This is a genomic window from Rhodococcus sp. 008 (assembly GCF_001682295.1).
Taxonomy (GTDB): Bacteria; Actinomycetota; Actinomycetes; order Mycobacteriales; family Mycobacteriaceae; genus Rhodococcus_F; species Rhodococcus_F qingshengii.
Map to the genome: position 1 here is coordinate 3286619 of NZ_CP012749.1, position 17798 is coordinate 3304416.

Below are 17798 nucleotides of genomic sequence, written 5' to 3' on the forward strand. Positions count from 1 at the left end.
CCGCCCCGATCAGCTGGCGATTTAGGTCACCACCGCCGTTCGAACTCTCTTCAGATGGATGGTCGACACGGACACCACGATCGTCGCCGTCGCAGCGAGAACAGTCAGAGGAATCGGCGTGTTCACGGCGGCCGGTCCGTGTTCGACGAGCACACCGGTAGACCACCCGAATTCCCGCGAGCCCGGGTCCAAGAAGGTCGGTGAAACCGAGAACAACGTGAAAGCGACGGGCAGCATCGCCCCGCTCGAGACTGCTTCGACGGCAACAGGCATGCATGACGTGACGGCCAGTCCCAGCGCAAGCGGGAGGATGAGGACGTAGGCAACCGTGGTCGGGGCGGCATCCAGCAATCCCGAGAGTGCAGTCACGGCAAGGAGTCCCAGCCCGAGTTGCGGCATCGGTCTTCTCCAGCCGACGACGACGCCCAACGCCAGGGCAGCAGCTCCCGCGGGCATCGCCCAGGTCCAGTCGGATGGAAAGGAAATCGAGCTGACCGAAACCGCGCTGACTGCCAGTCCGACGAGTACGAAACGACCGTCGTGTGGCGGCAACCGCCAAGCCAGTGCGACGGTAACGGCAACCGCCGATACCACCGCGATCACCCATGACCCAGGTGATGTCGTCGAGCCCAACCACACATAGAGAGCCGTGAATACCAGGGGCAGAACAACTCCCAGCTTCACCAGGCGTGCGTCGATGTCGCCCGGCTCCTGATTCGGTCGTGCGAGTGCGGCGACTCCACCCACGAGAAGAGTTGCGGCGAGCAGAATCCAGACGGGAACCGTGGACGGCACGGGGTAGGAATCGCCCGGAAGTGTGAGCGACCACCTGGGGACGCGATCGCGCCATAAGTCCGCTGCGCCGAAGTACAGGGTCGTCGTGGTTACGCCGAGTCCGAGAGCGGTTTGTGCTCCGCGGTGACCCTTCGTCGGAAATGCCGCTGCCGCGAGGAAAGCGCCTGCTCCGATTGCGTTCAGAGTCACCGAAATCTGGGCGGAGACGGGGACGAATGCAGGTAGCGCGATGGCGAGGGCGCCGACTACAGCGAAGACACTCGCGAGACCGCCACGTCCCCAGCGATGCAGTAGCGCTACGCCGACGGCCGCAACCACCGCGGCAGTTGCTCCCGCCCACTGCGGCGTGATCACCACCGAGATAACGCCGGCGTCGGAGAAGGAGAAGTCGTCAACTCGGGACTCGGCCACTGCGTACGCGGCCACCACACCGCCGACCAGCGCGGACGCCACAGGACCGTAGAGCTGAGCGATTTGAACTGGGCTACGTTGCTGCATAATTCGTCGAATTTTTGCACAACTCGCCTATACGACTTATCGTCACATCGCCGTGCGGATCAATCCACACCGGTTCCCCGTCTCGAAGTCGAGGAACCAGCAGATGGCGTCCTCGACTCGGCCACTGAACGAAGTCGTAGCCGGCCAAATTTGTCTGAACTGCGTCGGCGACCCACACCGCAGCGTCCGCGAATGCAGTCTCCATCGACAGTGCGTTGAAGTAGCTGAATCCGCTGATGTCACGTGTGCCTTGCCAGCCGATCGTGACGTTGTAGTCGCTGTTGATCGAAAATTCCCAGATCAAACGGTCGACAACAACTTCAGGTCCGAATCGCAGGCAACGCAGATCTTGGGCAACACCTGCGAGGGCCTGTGCCCAAGACTCCGGTGGCGCGAAGCCGGGATCCTCGCCGGTATCGGAGTTGTTGGTGAACAGAGGAATACGCCAGGTCAAGCACTCCATGTTCCACAGTGGGGGTAGTGACATGCCGCATCCTTCCGATTCGTGGGCCTGCACCCCAGCTTTTCAGCTGCACCCGGCTTTTCACCTGCACCCGGCTTTTCACCTGTACCTAGTCCATCACATGCACTCGGCCGTTCACAGGAAGCTCCCAGGGAACATACAGCGGGAATCCAGTGGCAGGGGAGAAGATGGTTCTCGTGACCGACAAGACCCCCGAAGCCCGCATCCTCGTTGTCGACGACGAACCCACCATCGTGGAGTTGCTCTCCGTGAGCCTCCGATTCCAGGGTTTCGAGGTGGCAACTGCTTCGAGCGGCGCCCAAGGCCTGGACGTCGCACGGACATTCCGTCCCGACGCGATCGTTCTCGACGTCATGATGCCCGGGATGGACGGCTTCGGTCTGCTTCGACGCCTGCGCGCCGACGGTGTGGACGCGCCGGTCCTGTTTCTGACGGCGAAGGATTCGCTCGACGACAAGATCAGCGGCCTGACCCTCGGCGCGGACGACTACGTGACCAAGCCGTTCAGCCTCGAAGAAGTCGTGACGCGGTTGCGGGTCATCCTGCGCCGCGCCGGTCGCGGTGTCGCGCCGGAGCAGTCGCCGCGGGTGAAGTTCGCCGACATCGAACTCGACGACGACACCCGCGAGGTCTGGAAGAAGGGCGAGTTGGTTGCACTCTCGCCCACCGAGTTCACACTGCTCCGATACTTCATGGTCAACGCCGGGACGGTTCTCAGCAAACCGCGGATTCTCGACCACGTCTGGAATTACGACTTCGGTGGGGAGGTCGGAGTTGTCGAGTCCTACGTTTCCTACCTGCGGCGCAAGGTGGACACGGGGGAGACACCGCTGATTCACACATTGCGTGGGGTCGGCTACGTGATGCGTGAACCGCGGCAATGATCGCCGCCGCGGAAAACGATCAGCTTCCGAAGCGGGGTCGTTTCCGTCTCCATTCACTGCCGCTGCGCTTCACCCTGGTTGCGGCCTTGCTGGTGTTGGCCGCGCTGGGTCTGTTGGCGTCGGGTGTAGCGGTCACTTCTGCTCTCGAGAATTCACTGACCCAGCGAACCGACAAAACGCTGTACGAAGCGGTCGACGGTTGGGCAAAGCCGCACAGCAGAGACCTGCAGCCGCCCAGTGACGTCGGCCCGGGCACCCGCCCACCCAGCCCCTTCTTCGTTCGGACCGTGACCCCGGACGGACGGGTGATCATTCTGAACGACAAGTCGACGACGACCGAACCCGACCTGTCGAAAGATTCCACCAACGGCCCGATCACCGTCGGATCGAGCGACGGTTCGGACGTGAACTGGCGGGTTCTCACGACGGTCCGCGACGGCACGACCACGACTATCGGTGTGCGACTGACGGATAACGAGCAGACCGTCGACGACTTGGTCGGCCTGCAACTCGGCATCGGCCTCGTTGTCCTGCTGATCCTCGGCGGCGCAGCGTATTTCGTGGTTCGTCGGAGCCTCCGTCCGCTTGTCGAGGTGGAGGAAACTGCCGCTGCCATTGCCGCCGGCGACCTTCATCGACGTGTTCCGGAGCGCGATGACCGCACCGAGGTCGGTCGACTGTCCGTGGCGCTCAACGGAATGCTCGCGCAGATTCAGCACGCATTTGCCGCGACCGAGGCTTCGGAGGAATCGGCCCGGCGTTCCGAGGAGAAGATGCGTAGGTTTGTCGGCGACGCGAGCCACGAGTTGCGCACACCCTTGACGACTATTCGTGGGTTCGCCGAGTTGTATCGCCAAGGCGCCATGACTGATACGGAAACGCTGATGAACCGGATCGAGGGCGAGGCGTCGAGGATGGGACTTCTGGTCGAAGATCTGCTCATGCTGGCAAGACTCGACGAACAGCGTCCACTCGAGAACAAGCCTGTGGATCTGCTTGCAGTTGCGGCGGATTCGGTACAGGCGGCACGAGCGATCGCACCGGATCGAACTGTCGAACTTCAGATGACCGGCGGCCCAGGCCTGCCCGAAGTGCATGGTGACGAGGCCAGACTGCGTCAGGTAGTTGCCAATCTGGTGGGCAACGCGATCAAACACACGCCGCCGGATGCGCAGGTCACCGTTCGTGTCGGTACGACCGAGAACTCCGCGGTGGTCGAGGTTTCGGATACCGGTCAGGGTTTGAGTGACGAGGATGCCGCGCGGATCTTCGAGCGTTTCTACCGCGCCGACACCTCTCGCACCCGTGAGACCGGGGGCGCCGGTCTCGGCCTGTCCATCGTTTCGGCTTTGGTTGCAGCGCACGACGGAACCGTCAGCGTCGAGACCTCCCTCGGGCAGGGGACGACGTTCCGCGTCGAATTGCCGCGTGACCCGAAGGACGACTGACGCCGGATTACCGCAACCGGCCCCTCAGAAGTAGGTGTGCACCGTACCGACGACGCGGTAATCCGAATCGACCTCGGGAATCAGTGACCACTTGTCGAATGTGGTGCAGGGATGCGAGATTCCGCAACCGAGCAGATCGCCGACCTTCACGTCGAAGTCAGCCGGAACGTCGACGTACGCGTGCTGGTCGTTGAGTGCGGTGATCGTCAGCTCTCGTGCTGATCGGTTGGATCCGTCGCGTCGGCGCCACAGGACGATGGGAAAGCCTGCGTCGGAACCGACATCGCGGCGGCCGAAGCCCAGGATCACCCGTCCGGGTTCAGGTATGGAGAGCACTACACCCCAGACCTCTGCGGCTCCCTGCAGAGTTCGCGGACCGTCAGCCCACGGCGAAGTTTCGGCATAGAGACCGTGATCATGGGTGATATAGCAACCGCTGCGCAGCACGATGCGTACACCGTTGTCGAGTGCCCACCGTCCGGCCAGTTCGCGCACAACGAGATCGTGAAACGCACTGCCGCCGAAAGTGACCAGTGGCTGGGGAGCCTTCGCGGAGTTGTTCTCGAACAGGTTCTCGGCCACACAGATTTCCGTGAAAACCCGCGCGGATTTGAGATACGAATCGACGGAGATACGGCGGGCTGCTACCGAGGCTCCGGGCATCATGCCCTCGAACCCCTCGACTCCGGTGAGTATCAACGAAGATGCCTGCGATGCTGCGCGTGCGACGTCGAGTGCTTGCTCGACAGTGCGAGCGCCCGCGCGTCCGCTGTCGTAGCCGAGTTCGACGAGAACCCGGATACGGCTGGCCGGTGAGACTTTCGCGATCAACTGTTCCATCAGGCGGACGCTCTCGACCGAGTCCACGAGGGTGGTGACGAAGAAATCGGGGTCGGTGGCCTGGGCGTCGCAGATCCACCGAATACCGGCGGGATCGAGAACCTGGCTGGCGATGATGATGGTGTCCACACCGAACTCACGCAGAATGCGTGCCTGCGCAACGGTTGCCGCCGTCATCGCCCAAGCCCCGGCGTCGAGTTGCCGTCGAACCAGTTCGGGGCTCATCGTGGTCTTCGCGTGAGGCGCCAGATCCACATCGTGGTCGGAGCAGAACTGCGCCATGAGGTCGACATTGTGCGCGATCGCTGCACGGTTGAGTGTCATCACGGGTAGCAGGAGGTTGCCGTCGAGTGCCGAGATCCCCAGCGGCTCGAGGTCGGAACCGTCGCGACCTTCGAGGTCGGTGCCGAAGGCCTTGTGCTGCCAACCGATCGGGGGGTTCGCGAAATCCGTCATGGCATCGATTGTGCCGTTGATTGCAGACGATGTGTTCATGTGTGGTGACTTTCTGTCAGAACTATGCAGGTCAGAATGAGATCCGGCTACGAGCGGCGTACCGGGCGACCAGGCAACGCGTCCTGGACCACGACACCGTCTTCGACGACGGGTACTCCGCCGACCAGCACGCGGCTGATACCGGTGGAGGGGCGGGTGCCGTCGATGTACGTGGCGTTGTCGGTGATTCGCTCGGGGTCGAAAACGAGGATGTCCGCGTCGCTACCGGGGCTGATCCGGCCTTTCGTCGCCATCGAGGGAACCGACTCCTCCAGAATCTGCGCTGGGATCAACGAGCAGCGCGCGATGATCTCCGACAGCGACAGCAGCCGACGCTCGCGGTACAGCGTACGAATCGCACGTGCGTAGGTGCCGGCGCCGCGGGGGTGGCCGAGTGCCTTCTTCGGCAGTGGCCACTGCAATGAGTCGGCAGGCGAACGGCCGGGCCAGGTCAGTGGCATCGCGTCGCTCGCGATGGCGGCGCGATCGAAAGTCATCGCCCGTTCGAGGAATTCGCGCTGCACGGTGTCGTTCTCGTCGAGGAACTCCACCAGCACCAACCCACCGGGGTCGGTGGCCCGAAGATGTTCCAGCTGCTTGCGGTCCGCGATACGTTCACCGGTGGGTACGAATGTCAGCGACCGTGGTGTCAGATTCATCAGGTGCAGCTTGTCGGGATCGAGAAACGCAGCTCCGACGGCCGTCGACCCGGAACCGTACGGATACGCCTCCGTCGTGACGCGCGATCCGGCTGCCTGAACCTGTGCCACCACCGACAGCGCGTGGTCGACGTGCATTCCCGAGGTGCTGTTGACGTGGCAGTAGTGCATGTGTGCGCCGGTTTCAGCTGCTGCACGGGCGATTTCGACGGCACCATCCACCGGGCTCGACGGATCGGCCGAGATGAGCGGGCGCGCATGGGTATAGGTGGGAACACCGGCTCGGGCCGCGAGATCCGCCACCTGTAGGTACTCCACCGGATCGGATTTCGGCGCGTACCCGACCACCACGCCGATGCCGAGAGCGCCTGCGGCCAGATCGTTTTCGAGGAGTTCGAGAATGTGGGCGCGCTGAGAGGCGGTGGGCTCGCCCTGCCAGCTCGGGGAACCGAGATGGTGCAGGAGCGTTCTGATGTCGCCGTCGGGATCGGCCCCTGAGAGTTCGATCATTCGGGCGTGCGCCCACGACGTCGCGTAGCCGTAGTTGATCGGGCGGCCCTCGGCGCCGGCCCGGGCATATGCCTTTGCAACAGGAATGACGCCGGCTTCCAGTTCGAGGGCCGTCGTGACTCCGTCCAATGCCTGAAGTCGCTGCTCGGCGATTTCCTGTCCGTGGCTGTGCAGGTCGATGAATCCGGGGCAGATGACCTGACCGGTCACGTCGATCGTCTGCCGGGCTTCGATCGCGTCGCGACCCCACGCCGAGACCTTGCCGTCGGTGATCGCGATGCCCCGAACCTCGTCGGTCCCCGATGCGGGATCGACGACGCGGCCGCCGGTGAACACGATGTCGTGGACCTGCATCAGCGCTGCACTCCTGTCGTTGGTCGAACCGCCTGGCCCGGCGAATGTCCCGATGGTTTCACGGCTCGGGTATCGGATTCTGGTGTGAACGTCCCAAATGGAGGCCGACTCACCGTTCGAGCGGACAAGAAACGGATGCGCTCGAGTGTGAAGGTGAAAGCGAAGTTATCAATTCAGCCGATTGAGATCGATGGAGGACAGGAATGCACGTCTATATTTCGGTGGACATGGAGGGTATCGCGGGTATCGCGACGCTCGATCAGACGATCCGCGGCGGTGGCGGCTACCACCGTGCGCAGATGCTCATGACCGCCGAGACCAATGCCGCGATCGCCGGTGCGTTCGACGCCGGTGCGACGAGCGTCCTGGTCAACGACAGCCACGGAACGATGGACAATCTGCTTCACGCCGACCTGGATCCACGGGCGCGTCTGATCTTCGGAACACCGAAGATGCAGTGCATGGCGGAGGGACTGACGTCCGATCACGACGTCGCTCTGTTTGTCGGCTATCACGCACCAGCCGGTGGGCCCGGCGTCCTGGCGCACACGTTCTCGAGCTTGTTCGCCGACGTCCGCCTCGACGGCAAGTCCGTCTCGGAGACCGACGTCAACACCCTCTACGCTGCCACCCAGGGCGTTCCCGTCGGCCTGGTGACGGGTGACGACATCATCTGCGGCTTGGTCGACGCGGCCTCGCCGACAACCGAGACCGTCGAGGTCAAGAAGGCACATGGATGGTCGGCAACCAATTCGCTGCCGCCGTCGCTGGCGTGCGAGCAGATCCGAGCAGGAGCCGAGCGCGCAGTGCGTAAGGCCGACACACTGAAGCCGGTCGAGCTGCGTGACGAATGGACCCTCGAGATCGTTCACCCCACCACCACGGGAGCTGAACTCGCCGAGGCTGTTCCCGGCTCGCGACGGATTTCGGATCGTACGATTTCGCACACACTCGGCAGCGTCGACGACATTCTCGGTCTGATCACTGTCAATGCCCGGCTTGCAGCCGCAGGCGTCTCGACGATCGTGGCAGTCGCCAATCGCACGTAGTGAAGTAGCGACTCCATCGCGAAATGCCGCCGACGCCGTGTGCGCCGGCGGCATTTGTCATCTCTTGGGGCAGAACATGTTCCGACCGACCAAACGTTGCTTCGGCTATTGGTGAAACGGACCAATGCGGTAGACGTGTTCGCTGTCACACTTCATCAGTCTTTTCAATGTTCCAGTCCATGCGGCACAAGACAATTCGGGAGGTTTGATGAAGGCGGAACGCGTCACAGTGGAAGGACCGTCGCGGGCGAGCGACGGTCCGGTTCGAAATATGATGGACAACAGGTCGATTCGTCGTACGACCACCGTTACGGTGGGGCTGCTCAGTACCATCTGGTTGATCGACATGGTGGATCGCGTCATGATCGGGCTTGCGCTTCCGATGATCGGCGACGAATTCTCGCTCAGCAGTACGCAGTTGGGTGGCGTGGTCTCGGTATTCGCGATCTTCTACATGCTCGGGCAGGTCCCCGGCGGAATGTTGGCCGACCGCTTCGGACCCAGGCCCCTGTTGATCGTTGCTTTGATCCTGTGGTCGGTGTTCACAGCGTTGACAGGGTTCGCGTGGGGTCTCGTCTCGCTGATGGTCATGCGTGCGATGTTCGGCATCAGCCAGGGGCTCTTTCCAGCGGCGTCGTTCAAGGCTTTGGCTGAGCGGACGCGTCCGAAAACCAGGGCGACCGCGATGGGTTTCATGCTCGGCGCCAACAACCTCGGCCCCGGCATCGCACCGCTGATCATCGCGCCGGTCCTCATGGCCGTGGGGTGGCGTGACGCGTTCTGGCTGGTGGCGATCGTCGGCGCAGTGATCGGCACGGTGGTGTGGTTGGTGCTGCCCGCACCGCTGGACACGGAAATCTCGGAAGATCCCGAGGCAGCCTTGCAACCTCTGGCGAGCGAGCACTCTCGCGCCGCGGTGTTCAAGTCCGCGTCGGTGTGGAAGTTCGCGATTCTGTTCTGCCTGGCCAACATGTCCGCGTACGGGCTGATGACCTGGGTGCCGAGTTATCTGCTCAACGACAAGGGACTCTCGCTGATCGACACGGGAATCTTTGCCGCAATCCCCTTCATCGTCACGGCGCTGGCCACGATTGTGGGCGGGCGGTTGGTGGACAAGTACTTCCACGACCGGGCCAGGATCCTTCTGGTTCCGTGTATGGCCACGTCGGCAGTCCTTTTGTTCCTGATGACCACCGCTGACACCGTCGCGATGTTCACGTTCTACGAGACGTTGGCTCTAGGCATCAGCGGTCTGTGTTCGATGTCGATCTTCGCGATGCCGTTGCGGGCACTTCCGGCCGAATTCCTCGGTTCCGGAATGGGTTTGATCAACGGTTGTGGTCAGTTCGCCGGTTTCATCACCCCGCTCGTGATGGGATGGATGGTGGACCAGTTCTCGTACATGGCTGCATTCGGAGTCCTGGTCGGAGCGACGAGCGCTGCCGCATTGGTGGCCATGATCGTTCCTCAGACCCCGGCGAAATTCTGACAAGGAGACCGAAGATGTCGGCAACGGACGGCACACGAAAGATCGAAGACGACGTCGTCACCGATTTTTCCGGGAAGATGAGTTACGGGGCCTACCTCGGACTCGACACCCTCCTGGATTCGCAGCACCCGGTGAGCGAGCCGGAACACCACGACGAACTCTTGTTCATCATTCAGCACCAGACCAGCGAGTTGTGGCTCAAGCTGTTTCTCCACGAGATTCGGGCGGCCAGAGCAGCGATCGCTGCCGACGATATTCGGGTTGCGTTCAAGCGGATCGCACGTGTCAAACATATTCAGGCCACCTTGACCGAGCAGTGGTCGGTGTTGGCGACACTGACGCCGGCGGAGTATGCGGAGTTCAGGGGCGTTCTCGGCAACTCATCGGGGTTCCAGTCGTACCAGTACCGCGCCGTGGAATTCGTGCTCGGAAACAAGAACGCGGGCATGCTGAAGGTGTTCGAATCGGATCCGTCCGCCCATCGATTGTTGGAGACCCTGCTCGGGGAGCCGACACTGTACGACGAGTTCTGGCGGTACCTGTCCAGGCAGGGGTACGACGTTCCGGCGTCGGCTCTCGAACGAGACGTCAGCGCGCCCTACGTGCGAAACGACGAACTGATTCCGCTGGTCAAAGTAATCTACGAGAACGTCGAACAGCACTGGACGGCGTACGAGGCGTTCGAGGAGTTGGTCGACCTCGAGGAGAGCTTTCAGCTGTGGCGGTTCCGGCACCTTCGGACCGTGCTGCGGGTGATCGGCATGAAGAAGGGGACCGGCGGTTCGAGTGGTGGTGCCGGCTTCCTGCAACGTGCGCTGGAGTTGAGCTTCTTTCCCGAGCTGTTTGCCGCCCGAACAGAGATCGGTACCTGACACACCTGCTTGATGACACCCAGCTGTTCGTGACACACGACGAATCCGAGCCCGAAGGACAGGAGTCTTGGACAAGATCCGACAGGGTCGCTTCGACCAAGCTTGACTGCGAAGTTGCAAGTCGGTGACAGGAGAGCGTCGGAGTGGACAAGAAATCAATGGTGGCAGACCTGGCGGCGTTGGTAACCGCCGAGTCGCCCAGTTCCGATCTCGGCGCAGTCGATGCATGTGCGGACGTGGTGGCCGAAATCGGCGAACGCCACCTCGGAAGCACCCCCGAACGTATCCGCATCGACGGGCGCCAGCACTTGCGTTGGTCGTTCGGCGCGGAGCCGAAGGTGATGCTCCTGGGCCATTTCGACACCGTCTGGCCGCTCGGAACGCTCGCGGAGTTGCCCTGGTCTGTCACCGACAACATCGCCACCGGACCCGGAGTCTTCGACATGAAGGCCGGCATCGTCCAGCTCTTCCACGCGCTCGCATCGCTTCCGTCGCTCGACGGGGTGGTCGTGCTCCTCAATTCCGACGAGGAAATCGGCTCCCCGACCTCGCGCGCACTGATCGAGGAGCAAGCACGTCAGGTCGACGCGGTGCTGGTCCTCGAAGCCGCAGCCGACGGCGCAGTGAAGACCGCGCGCAAGGGTATGTCGCTGTACTGCGTCGACATCGAGGGACGCGCTGCACACGCCGGACTGGAACCCGAACGAGGTGTGAACGCTGTAGTGGAGCTCGCACACCAGATTCAGGCCGTGGTGGAGCTCGCGGACCCGGCGGCGGGAACGTCGGTGGTTCCGTCCGTGATCAGTGGCGGCACGACCACCAATACCGTTGCAGCGCAAGCACAACTGTGGTGTGACGTTCGAATGTGGTCCGCGAAGGAACAGGAACGCATCGACCGTTCGATCCGTGCACTGACACCGGCGCTGGCCGAAAGCCGAATTTCGGTATCCGGAGGACCCAACCGTGGGCCACTGGAATCAGCGTCTTCGGAGAAGCTGTACTTTCTCGCTCACCAGGTCAGCAGTGAGAGCGGTTTGGGGATGCTGCGCGACTGCGCCGTCGGCGGTGCATCGGACGGAAATTTCACTGCCGCAGTAGGAACTCCCACGTTGGACGGCCTCGGTGCCGTCGGCGGTGGCGCCCACGCAGCGACAGAACACGTAGAGATAGATCAGATGATCCCGCGCGCCACCTTGTTGGCCGGTCTGGTGACTCGAATCCTGGAGGGAGGACTGTGACTATGACGTCGCCGAACAATGTCCAACGCAAGACCGTTCAACCATTCGGAGGTGTATCGCCTTCACGGATGCGGCAAGCAATCAGCCAGGCCGAGCAGGCCGCCCTGCTTGCATGTGTGACTATCGAAACCGTCACCGGGCATGCCGAGTTGGAACAGGTATTCGGTCTGTTCGAGAAGGTATGGCAGCCGGAGAGCGGTAACCCTCCCGTCCATCGGGACATGATGAAAGCGCTCGCACACTCCGGTAACTACGTCGCCGGCGCGTTTCGTGGTGGAGACTTGATCGGCGGCTCGGTTGCATTCTTCGAGGAACCGCAACATCGTTCTTTGCATTCACACATCACGGGGATCCTCCCGAACGTGCAGAACGGGCACATCGGCCTCGCGTTGAAACTGTTCCAGCGAGCGTGGGCACTGGAACGGGGAATTCTCCACGTGCGGTGGACTTTCGACCCGCTCGTCGCACGCAATGCCTACTTCAACGTCTCGAAACTCGGTGCGTTCCCGATCCAGTATCTGCCGCGTTTCTACGCGCCGATGAACGACAGTCTCAACGGCGGCGCAGACAGCGACCGATTGCTGATCGACTGGGAAATCGGTAGTAGCAAGGTTGCCGACGTCGTCGCCGGTTCGGGAGAAGTCCCGACTCCCGAGTCCTTGGGGGCGAGCGAACTGCTGTCCGTCTCCGAAGCCGGCCTGCCCGTGTTGAAGTCGACCAAAAATCGATTCGTCACGGTGGCTACACCGAATGACGTGTACACACTGCGTAAGTCGGACCCGGCGGCGGCGAACGACTGGCGCCTGGCAGTCCGCGAGACTCTCGGTGGTGTGCTCGCCGAGAACGGAGTGGTTCTCGCAGTTACCAGAACCGGAAAGTACGTGCTGGACCGTGCGCCGGGAACACAGGCAGGCAGGACAACAGCGGAGGTTACATCGTGAAGATCGACGGAGTTGAATTACGCCGGGCGGCAATGCCGTTGAAAGCGCCGTTCCGTACCTCGTTCGGCACCGAGACCACCAAGGACGTGTTGTTCGTCAAGGTAGTCACCTCGGAGTCGGAGGGCTGGGGCGAGTGCGTGGCGATGTCCGAGCCTCGCTACTGCTCCGAATACACGGACGGCGCCGCCGAAGTCCTTCGTAGGTTCCTGATTCCGTCTCTGGGTCAACTCACCGATCCCGACGTGCACGCACTGAGCGCGACGATGGAACAGTTCGCCGGGCACCCCATGGCCAAAGCGGCACTGGAAACCGCATTTCTCGACGCCGAGTTACGGGCTGCCGGGACGAGCATGTCTTCGTACCTGGGCGCGGTGGTCGATCGCGTACCCGCGGGTGTCTCGGTGGGTATCAAGAATTCGATCGATGAGCTGCTAGAGGAGGTAGGCGGGTTCCTCGATGCCGGATACCTGCGCATCAAACTGAAGATCGAACCGGGCTGGGACATCGAGCCGGTTCGCGCAGTCCGCGAGAGGTTCGGCGACGACGTACTCCTCCAGGTCGACGCGAACACCGCGTACACCCTGGCTGACGCCCGCCATCTCCAGCGGCTCGACGACTTCGACCTCCTGCTGATCGAGCAGCCGCTTCCCGAAGAGGAACTGCGCGGCCACGCCAGGCTGGCCGAGATGATGCGGACGCCGGTCTGCCTCGACGAGTCGATCACCTCCGCGAAGGTCACCGCCGACGCGCTGGCAATCGGTGCGTGCAGCGTGGTGAACATCAAACCGGGACGTGTGGGCGGTTATCTGGAATCGCGTCGTATCCACGACGTCTGCAAGGCCAACGGAATTGCCGTGTGGTGCGGCGGAATGCTCGAGACCGGAATCGGCAGGGCCGCCAACGTCGCGCTTGCCGCGCTCCCCGGATTTGTCCTACCAGGCGATACATCGGCTTCCGACCGGTACTTCGCCGAAGACATCACCGAGCCGTTCGTACTCGACAACGGTTACGTGAAGGTTCCGGAAGGACCGGGTATCGGCGTCGAACCGATCCCCGACCTGCTCGAAGTAATTACCACGTCGGTCGAATGGATCGGCATGGATCGGCTTTGACGAATCACTATGACACACTTCGTTCACCGGACGAAGGAGTGATAGACGTGGGCACCGTACGACCTCGCATCAGTTTGGTGCGGCTTCTCGAAGACGTGGGAACTACGGTGCTGAATCCGGTTGTCGGCGACCCGGAGGCGGTCCAGGAGATCGCCTCGGTGGTCATTCACGACCCCGACGACGACTCACCCTCGACACCGGACTCCATGGTGCTGCTCGTCGGCGTCACCGGAGGCGAACGTATCGCGGAGTCCGTGGCCGGCCTGGCCGAGCGCGGAGTACGCGTGGTGGTCGCGCGAGTGACCGCCGAGGTCAGCGATGCGGACCGCGAATCCGTCATCGCCTCGGGCGTCGTGCTGTTGGCCTTGGCGCGTGGAGTCTCGTGGGTTCAGCTGACAAGCCTGCTTCATTCGGTGCTCTCGGCCCGAAACGAAGTCGGGCACATCCACTCACGCGGAGGTGGCCCGGCCGGCGATCTGTTCGCCTTCGCCAACGCTGTCAGCGCACTTCTCGATGCGCCGATCACGATCGAGGACCGAAGCTCACGGGTCATCGCCTTCTCCGGCCGCCAGGAAGAAGGAGACGGTCCACGTATCGCGACCGTTCTGGAGCGGCAAGTTCCTGACCAGTACATTCGAGTGCTCGAAGAGGCCGGGGTCTTCGACCGGCTCTATCGCAGCGACGATCCGGTGTGGGTCTCGGCCGAGACCCTCGGTACCAAAATGGGTCGTATCGCCGTGTCCATCAGAGCCGGCGACGAGTTCCTCGGCTCCATGTGGGTGGCAACCGGTGAGCCGATGTCCGACGACCGTATGCGTGCGTTGCGCGATTCTGCCGGGTTGATCGCGCTGCAGATGTTGCGGTTGCGCGGCGGTGCCGACGCCGAGCGCCGACTGCGCGCAGACCTGATCGCAACCCTTCTCGACGGTGGGTCAGGTGCGGTCGACGCGATGAATCGCCTCGGTCTCGGGACCGGCCCCGCACTCGTGATGGCTTTGGGTCGTAGGTCTTTCGAGGGATCGTCGAAGCCGGACGATGCCGCCCACGTGGTGCGACTGACCGACGCTCTGGCCATGCACCTCGGCGCCGTCCACTCGCAGTCGGCGGCAGCCTTGGTCAACGGAACCGGCTACGCGGTGCTGTCTGTACGAGGGCATTCCCCGGCCGAAGCCGAGTTGCAGGCGTTCCGTGTGGCCTCGGACTTCCTGGACCGCACCGGAGCGTCCGGCGACACGATCATCGGGATCGGCCGGGTCGTGACCAGACCGGCGCAGCTGAGCCGATCGAAGCGCGACGCCGAACATGCCCTCGAAGTGTTGTTGGCGGGACGAGCGTCGGGCAGCGTCGCCACCTTCAGTAGCGTCCACGTCGATGCCATCCTGTTGGAGATCGCGTCGGAAGCTGCAGCCGAAGGGTTCTCGGACCTCGGACCGATCGAGGCGATCGCCAGCCACGACGCCGCTCATGCGACCTCGTTCGTGGACACTCTCGATGCGTGGCTCAACGCGTTCGGTGATGTCGGTGACGCCGCGGCGTCATTGCACGTGCACCCCAACACCTTTCGGTATCGCCTCAGCAAGTTGAAGGGTATGGCCGCGTTGGATCTCGACGACCCCAACGTCCGCTTCCGGTTGATGGTGCATCTTCGTCTGCGCGGTCCACGCTAGCTCGAAAGCCGAAAAATGCGGGTCGCACTGATTTCTCAGCGCGACCCGCATTCTTTGTCAGTGGGTTCGGATCAGCTGTTGTTGCGAAGTGCTTCGACAGCGATGCGGCCGACGGTTCCGATGGAGGCGTCGATCTTCGGGGCGCGGTGGGTGAGCTCGTGGGACTTGGTGAAGACACCGACGGCGTAACGCTTGCCGTCCGGGTACGCCACGACGCCGGCTTCGTTTCGTACCAGTCCCAGCGTTCCGGTCTTGGCGGCGACAGTGACCTCGTCGGGGAAACCGGACGAAAGGCGGTGCGGCCAGACCTGCTTGCTCATGATGGTTCGGACCTCTTCACAAGCCGATGCGGGGCCGGCTTCGTCCCTCCAGATTGCAGCCAGCAACATTGTGATCTCACGAGGAGTACTGGAATTGGAGCGGGCGGGATCCATGACGGAAATTGTCCGAAGAATTTCGATGGGGGGCATTTCCAGCAAGGTGCCCTTGTCGACGCCGAGGTCGTCGTAGACCGTCTTGAAGAGGCCTCGGCAGTCACGGACCAAGTTGGTCTTCTCCAAACCGAGCCCGCGCAGCGTTGCGACGATGTTGTCGAGTCCGAGACGCTCGTACAAGAAATCCGTGGCGGCGTTGTCGCTGAAGCTCATCATGAGCAGAGCGAGGTCTCGCCAGCTTGCAGTCACGTCGTCGGCGCAGCCGCCGATACCGATGCCGCCGGAGCGGAACTCGGCGGTCACCGTGGCGTGCTCGGTCGGATCAAGGGTGCCTGCCGCTACTTCACGGGCGTACTGAAGCACAACAGGAATCTTGAAAACGGAGGCGAGGATGACACCTTCGTCCGCGCCGTAGCCGAACTCTTCGCCGGAATCGATGTCGCGTGCGTGGACGTAGGCATCGGTCTTCGCTTCGGCGAGTACAGCAGCGATCTCCTGCTGTGCGCTCTCAACGTACGTGGCGGTTTCGGTCATTCGAGAAGCCCTTTCGTCGGTATCCATGTATCTGGGTTATTCGTGGATCTGACGATAGTGAGTCGACGACGGGGGGTCTTGTACGAATCGACGAAGGTTGGCGCACGGTTCGGTGCTGTTGCGCCGAATCATCCGGGCGTCGGGGTGTTCTCCGGATCAGGACGCATAAGTTTCGAGGCGACATCCGACCAGTTCGGCGACGGCGCTGCGTCGCTTGTCGGAGACCACGCCTGCCAACAGGAGGGTGAACAATTCGTCGATACGGTCGTTCAAATCGCTTCGTCTGGTGAGAACGTTCGAAACCAGTTGAACGCCGGTGAATGCCGAGATCACCACGCGACCCACCGATTCCGGCTCCACATCGTCGCGGATGTCGCCTTCGAGCTTCGCGGCCTCGGCCAGTTTTCGAAGCTCGCGGATCCACGCGACGTACGGGCCTTGCGAACCGTCGGCAGAGGCCAACTCGAGGGTAAGTCGGATTCCCGCACGAACAATAGGCTCTGCGACGAGTTGGCGGCCCATCTCGTGGCACACCATGACGAGCTGTTCCAGTGCCGGTGCGCCTGTGGCTGCAACTGCGGTGAAGGCACTGATCGAGATCTGGTGCTGTTCTTCGATCACCGCCTGAGCCAGTTCGTCTTTGGACGAGAAGTGAAAATAGACCGCGCCCTTGGTCATCTGCGCCGCGGACACGATGTCATTCATGCTCGTGCTGCCGTACCCCGTGACTTCGAACCGATCAGCAGCACCTTGAAGAATCTGTCGGCGACTGATCTTGGCACGTTCCTGCATTGCTCCCTTGTCCTCCGACTGTTAACACGTGAACCAGTTTTAGGGCCCTAGGTCCCGGACCAGCGACCCACGGTAGCAGCGAATCTCGTGCTCGCGCGACAGCGCGAAACGGACTGTTCGGTGTGCAATCGCAGGTCACGGTCGGTAGGAGCGACAAATGCGACCGCCGCAACCTCCGTTGGAGGCTGCGGCGGGGAGTCCAGTTATCGGCCAGCGAAATTCGGTCGAAGGTATGCGATCAACGAGTCGAGACAGTTGCCTCGAAGCCGAGGTCGCGTAGCGCCGACTTGAGTTTGGTCTGTGCCTCGTCGAGAGATTCGGGTGACGGCGAGGTGTCGGCGCCACTGATGTCGAAGTTCCCCATGTCGTATGCGGGGAAAACATGAACGTGAAGATGCGGAACTTCCAGACCTGCGATGAGGAGACCCGACCGAGGCGCGTCGAACGCCTTCCGCACGGCTTGGCCGAGGTTGCGGGCAACAGCGGTGACCTTGGCAAAGAGTTCAGGATCCACGTCCTGCCACTGATCGACCTCGGCTCGCGGAACCACAAGCACGTGGCCCTGCGTTACCGGCGCGATGGTCAAGAACGCGACGACGTCCTCGTCCTCCCACACGAAACGTCCTGGTAGATCCCCGTTGATGATGGCACTGAAGACTGAAGGCATACCCCGAGATTAGCCCGCGTCCGGTTGCCAGGAAAC

Annotated in this window: 16 protein-coding genes; 9 read left to right on the top strand and 7 right to left on the bottom strand. The window is 62.4% G+C overall.

Translation table 11 applies throughout. The features are described from left to right. Positions 1 to 21 precede the first annotated feature (21 nt). Both AOT96_RS15300 and AOT96_RS15305 read right to left on the bottom strand, forming a co-directional pair. On the bottom strand, positions 22 to 1293 hold the full coding sequence (locus AOT96_RS15300; protein WP_042920408.1) for a hypothetical protein: 1272 nt from the start codon (positions 1291 to 1293) through the stop codon (positions 22 to 24). Then, entirely contained in the window at positions 1280 to 1780 is a 501-nt protein-coding gene (locus AOT96_RS15305; protein WP_063314994.1) for a hypothetical protein, read from the bottom strand. The genes AOT96_RS15300 and AOT96_RS15305 overlap by 14 nt, the downstream gene beginning before the upstream one ends. Positions 1781 to 1944: 164 nt before the next feature. Here AOT96_RS15305 and AOT96_RS15310 point away from each other — a divergent pair, with 164 nt between their 5' ends. Together AOT96_RS15310 and AOT96_RS15315 are read left to right on the top strand one after the other, a co-directional pair. Further along, complete coding sequence (locus AOT96_RS15310; RefSeq protein WP_007734368.1) at positions 1945 to 2661, top strand: response regulator transcription factor; 717 nt, start codon at positions 1945 to 1947, stop codon at positions 2659 to 2661. Then, entirely contained in the window at positions 2658 to 4109 is a 1452-nt protein-coding gene (locus AOT96_RS15315; protein ID WP_003945873.1) for a sensor histidine kinase, read from the top strand. The genes AOT96_RS15310 and AOT96_RS15315 overlap by 4 nt, the downstream gene beginning before the upstream one ends. Positions 4110 to 4133: 24 nt before the next feature. Here the strand turns inward: AOT96_RS15315 and AOT96_RS15320 are convergent, their stop codons facing one another. Together AOT96_RS15320 and AOT96_RS15325 are read right to left on the bottom strand one after the other, a co-directional pair. Further along, on the bottom strand, positions 4134 to 5444 hold the full coding sequence (locus AOT96_RS15320; RefSeq protein WP_065351969.1) for an alanine racemase: 1311 nt from the start codon (positions 5442 to 5444) through the stop codon (positions 4134 to 4136). Positions 5445 to 5491: 47 nt separating this feature from the next. Then, positions 5492 to 6967 carry an amidohydrolase family protein gene (locus tag AOT96_RS15325; protein WP_007734370.1) on the bottom strand — a complete coding sequence of 492 codons (1476 nt, stop codon included), beginning with the start codon at positions 6965 to 6967 and terminating at the stop codon, positions 5492 to 5494. 203 nt (positions 6968 to 7170) lie between these two features. Here AOT96_RS15325 and AOT96_RS15330 point away from each other — a divergent pair, with 203 nt between their 5' ends. The 7 genes from AOT96_RS15330 (at position 7171) to AOT96_RS15360 (ending at position 15335) form a co-directional block, all read left to right on the top strand. Further along, complete coding sequence (locus AOT96_RS15330; protein ID WP_007734371.1) at positions 7171 to 8016, top strand: M55 family metallopeptidase; 846 nt, start codon at positions 7171 to 7173, stop codon at positions 8014 to 8016. A 208-nt stretch (positions 8017 to 8224) separates the two neighbouring features. Further along, on the top strand, positions 8225 to 9505 hold the full coding sequence (locus AOT96_RS15335) for an MFS transporter (RefSeq protein WP_037132270.1): 1281 nt from the start codon (positions 8225 to 8227) through the stop codon (positions 9503 to 9505). Between the two features lie 14 nt (positions 9506 to 9519). Further along, the gene (locus tag AOT96_RS15340; protein ID WP_007734374.1) at positions 9520 to 10377 is read left to right on the top strand and encodes a tryptophan 2,3-dioxygenase; all 858 of its coding nucleotides are present in this window, start codon (positions 9520 to 9522) and stop codon (positions 10375 to 10377) included. 143 nt (positions 10378 to 10520) lie between these two features. Next, on the top strand, positions 10521 to 11615 hold the full coding sequence (locus AOT96_RS15345; RefSeq protein ID WP_007734375.1) for a M20 family metallopeptidase: 1095 nt from the start codon (positions 10521 to 10523) through the stop codon (positions 11613 to 11615). A 68-nt stretch (positions 11616 to 11683) separates the two neighbouring features. Then, on the top strand, positions 11684 to 12556 hold the full coding sequence (locus AOT96_RS15350; protein WP_042449804.1) for a GNAT family N-acetyltransferase: 873 nt from the start codon (positions 11684 to 11686) through the stop codon (positions 12554 to 12556). Further along, a complete protein-coding gene (menC, locus tag AOT96_RS15355; RefSeq protein ID WP_065351970.1) occupies positions 12553 to 13668 on the top strand; it encodes an o-succinylbenzoate synthase in 1116 nt (371 codons plus the stop codon). The genes AOT96_RS15350 and menC overlap by 4 nt, the downstream gene beginning before the upstream one ends. A gap of 47 nt (positions 13669 to 13715) precedes the next feature. After that, a complete protein-coding gene (locus AOT96_RS15360; protein ID WP_058039306.1) occupies positions 13716 to 15335 on the top strand; it encodes a PucR family transcriptional regulator in 1620 nt (539 codons plus the stop codon). A 71-nt stretch (positions 15336 to 15406) separates the two neighbouring features. On the opposite strand, the gene AOT96_RS15365 is transcribed toward AOT96_RS15360, so the two are convergent. The 3 genes from AOT96_RS15365 to AOT96_RS15375 form a co-directional block, all read right to left on the bottom strand. Further along, positions 15407 to 16303 (bottom strand): serine hydrolase, encoded by an 897-nt coding sequence (locus tag AOT96_RS15365; RefSeq protein WP_007734380.1) that lies wholly within the window; start codon positions 16301 to 16303, stop codon positions 15407 to 15409. 156 nt (positions 16304 to 16459) lie between these two features. After that, positions 16460 to 17095 (bottom strand): ScbR family autoregulator-binding transcription factor, encoded by a 636-nt coding sequence (locus AOT96_RS15370; protein WP_007734383.1) that lies wholly within the window; start codon positions 17093 to 17095, stop codon positions 16460 to 16462. A 238-nt stretch (positions 17096 to 17333) separates the two neighbouring features. Next, positions 17334 to 17762 carry an HIT family protein gene (locus AOT96_RS15375; protein WP_042449536.1) on the bottom strand — a complete coding sequence of 143 codons (429 nt, stop codon included), beginning with the start codon at positions 17760 to 17762 and terminating at the stop codon, positions 17334 to 17336. Positions 17763 to 17798: the final 36 nt, after the last annotated feature.

Excerpts from the sequence above, each read along its gene's own strand:
- AOT96_RS15335 (WP_037132270.1), top strand. The coding sequence starts at position 8,225 with ATGAAGGCGGAACGCGTCACAGTGGAAGGACCGTCGCGGGCGAGCGAC.
- AOT96_RS15340 (WP_007734374.1), top strand. The coding sequence starts at position 9,520 with ATGTCGGCAACGGACGGCACACGAAAGATCGAAGACGACGTCGTCACC.
- AOT96_RS15350 (WP_042449804.1), top strand. The coding sequence starts at position 11,684 with ATGCGGCAAGCAATCAGCCAGGCCGAGCAGGCCGCCCTGCTTGCATGT.
- AOT96_RS15330 (WP_007734371.1), top strand. The coding sequence starts at position 7,171 with ATGCACGTCTATATTTCGGTGGACATGGAGGGTATCGCGGGTATCGCG.
- AOT96_RS15300 (WP_042920408.1), bottom strand. The coding sequence starts at position 1,293 with ATGCAGCAACGTAGCCCAGTTCAAATCGCTCAGCTCTACGGTCCTGTG.
- AOT96_RS15315 (WP_003945873.1), top strand. The coding sequence starts at position 2,658 with ATGATCGCCGCCGCGGAAAACGATCAGCTTCCGAAGCGGGGTCGTTTC.
- AOT96_RS15375 (WP_042449536.1), bottom strand. The coding sequence starts at position 17,762 with ATGCCTTCAGTCTTCAGTGCCATCATCAACGGGGATCTACCAGGACGT.
- AOT96_RS15310 (WP_007734368.1), top strand. The coding sequence starts at position 1,945 with ATGGTTCTCGTGACCGACAAGACCCCCGAAGCCCGCATCCTCGTTGTC.
- AOT96_RS15365 (WP_007734380.1), bottom strand. The coding sequence starts at position 16,303 with ATGACCGAAACCGCCACGTACGTTGAGAGCGCACAGCAGGAGATCGCT.
- AOT96_RS15320 (WP_065351969.1), bottom strand. The coding sequence starts at position 5,444 with ATGAACACATCGTCTGCAATCAACGGCACAATCGATGCCATGACGGAT.
- AOT96_RS15325 (WP_007734370.1), bottom strand. The coding sequence starts at position 6,967 with ATGCAGGTCCACGACATCGTGTTCACCGGCGGCCGCGTCGTCGATCCC.
- AOT96_RS15370 (WP_007734383.1), bottom strand. The coding sequence starts at position 17,095 with ATGCAGGAACGTGCCAAGATCAGTCGCCGACAGATTCTTCAAGGTGCT.
- AOT96_RS15305 (WP_063314994.1), bottom strand. The coding sequence starts at position 1,780 with ATGTCACTACCCCCACTGTGGAACATGGAGTGCTTGACCTGGCGTATT.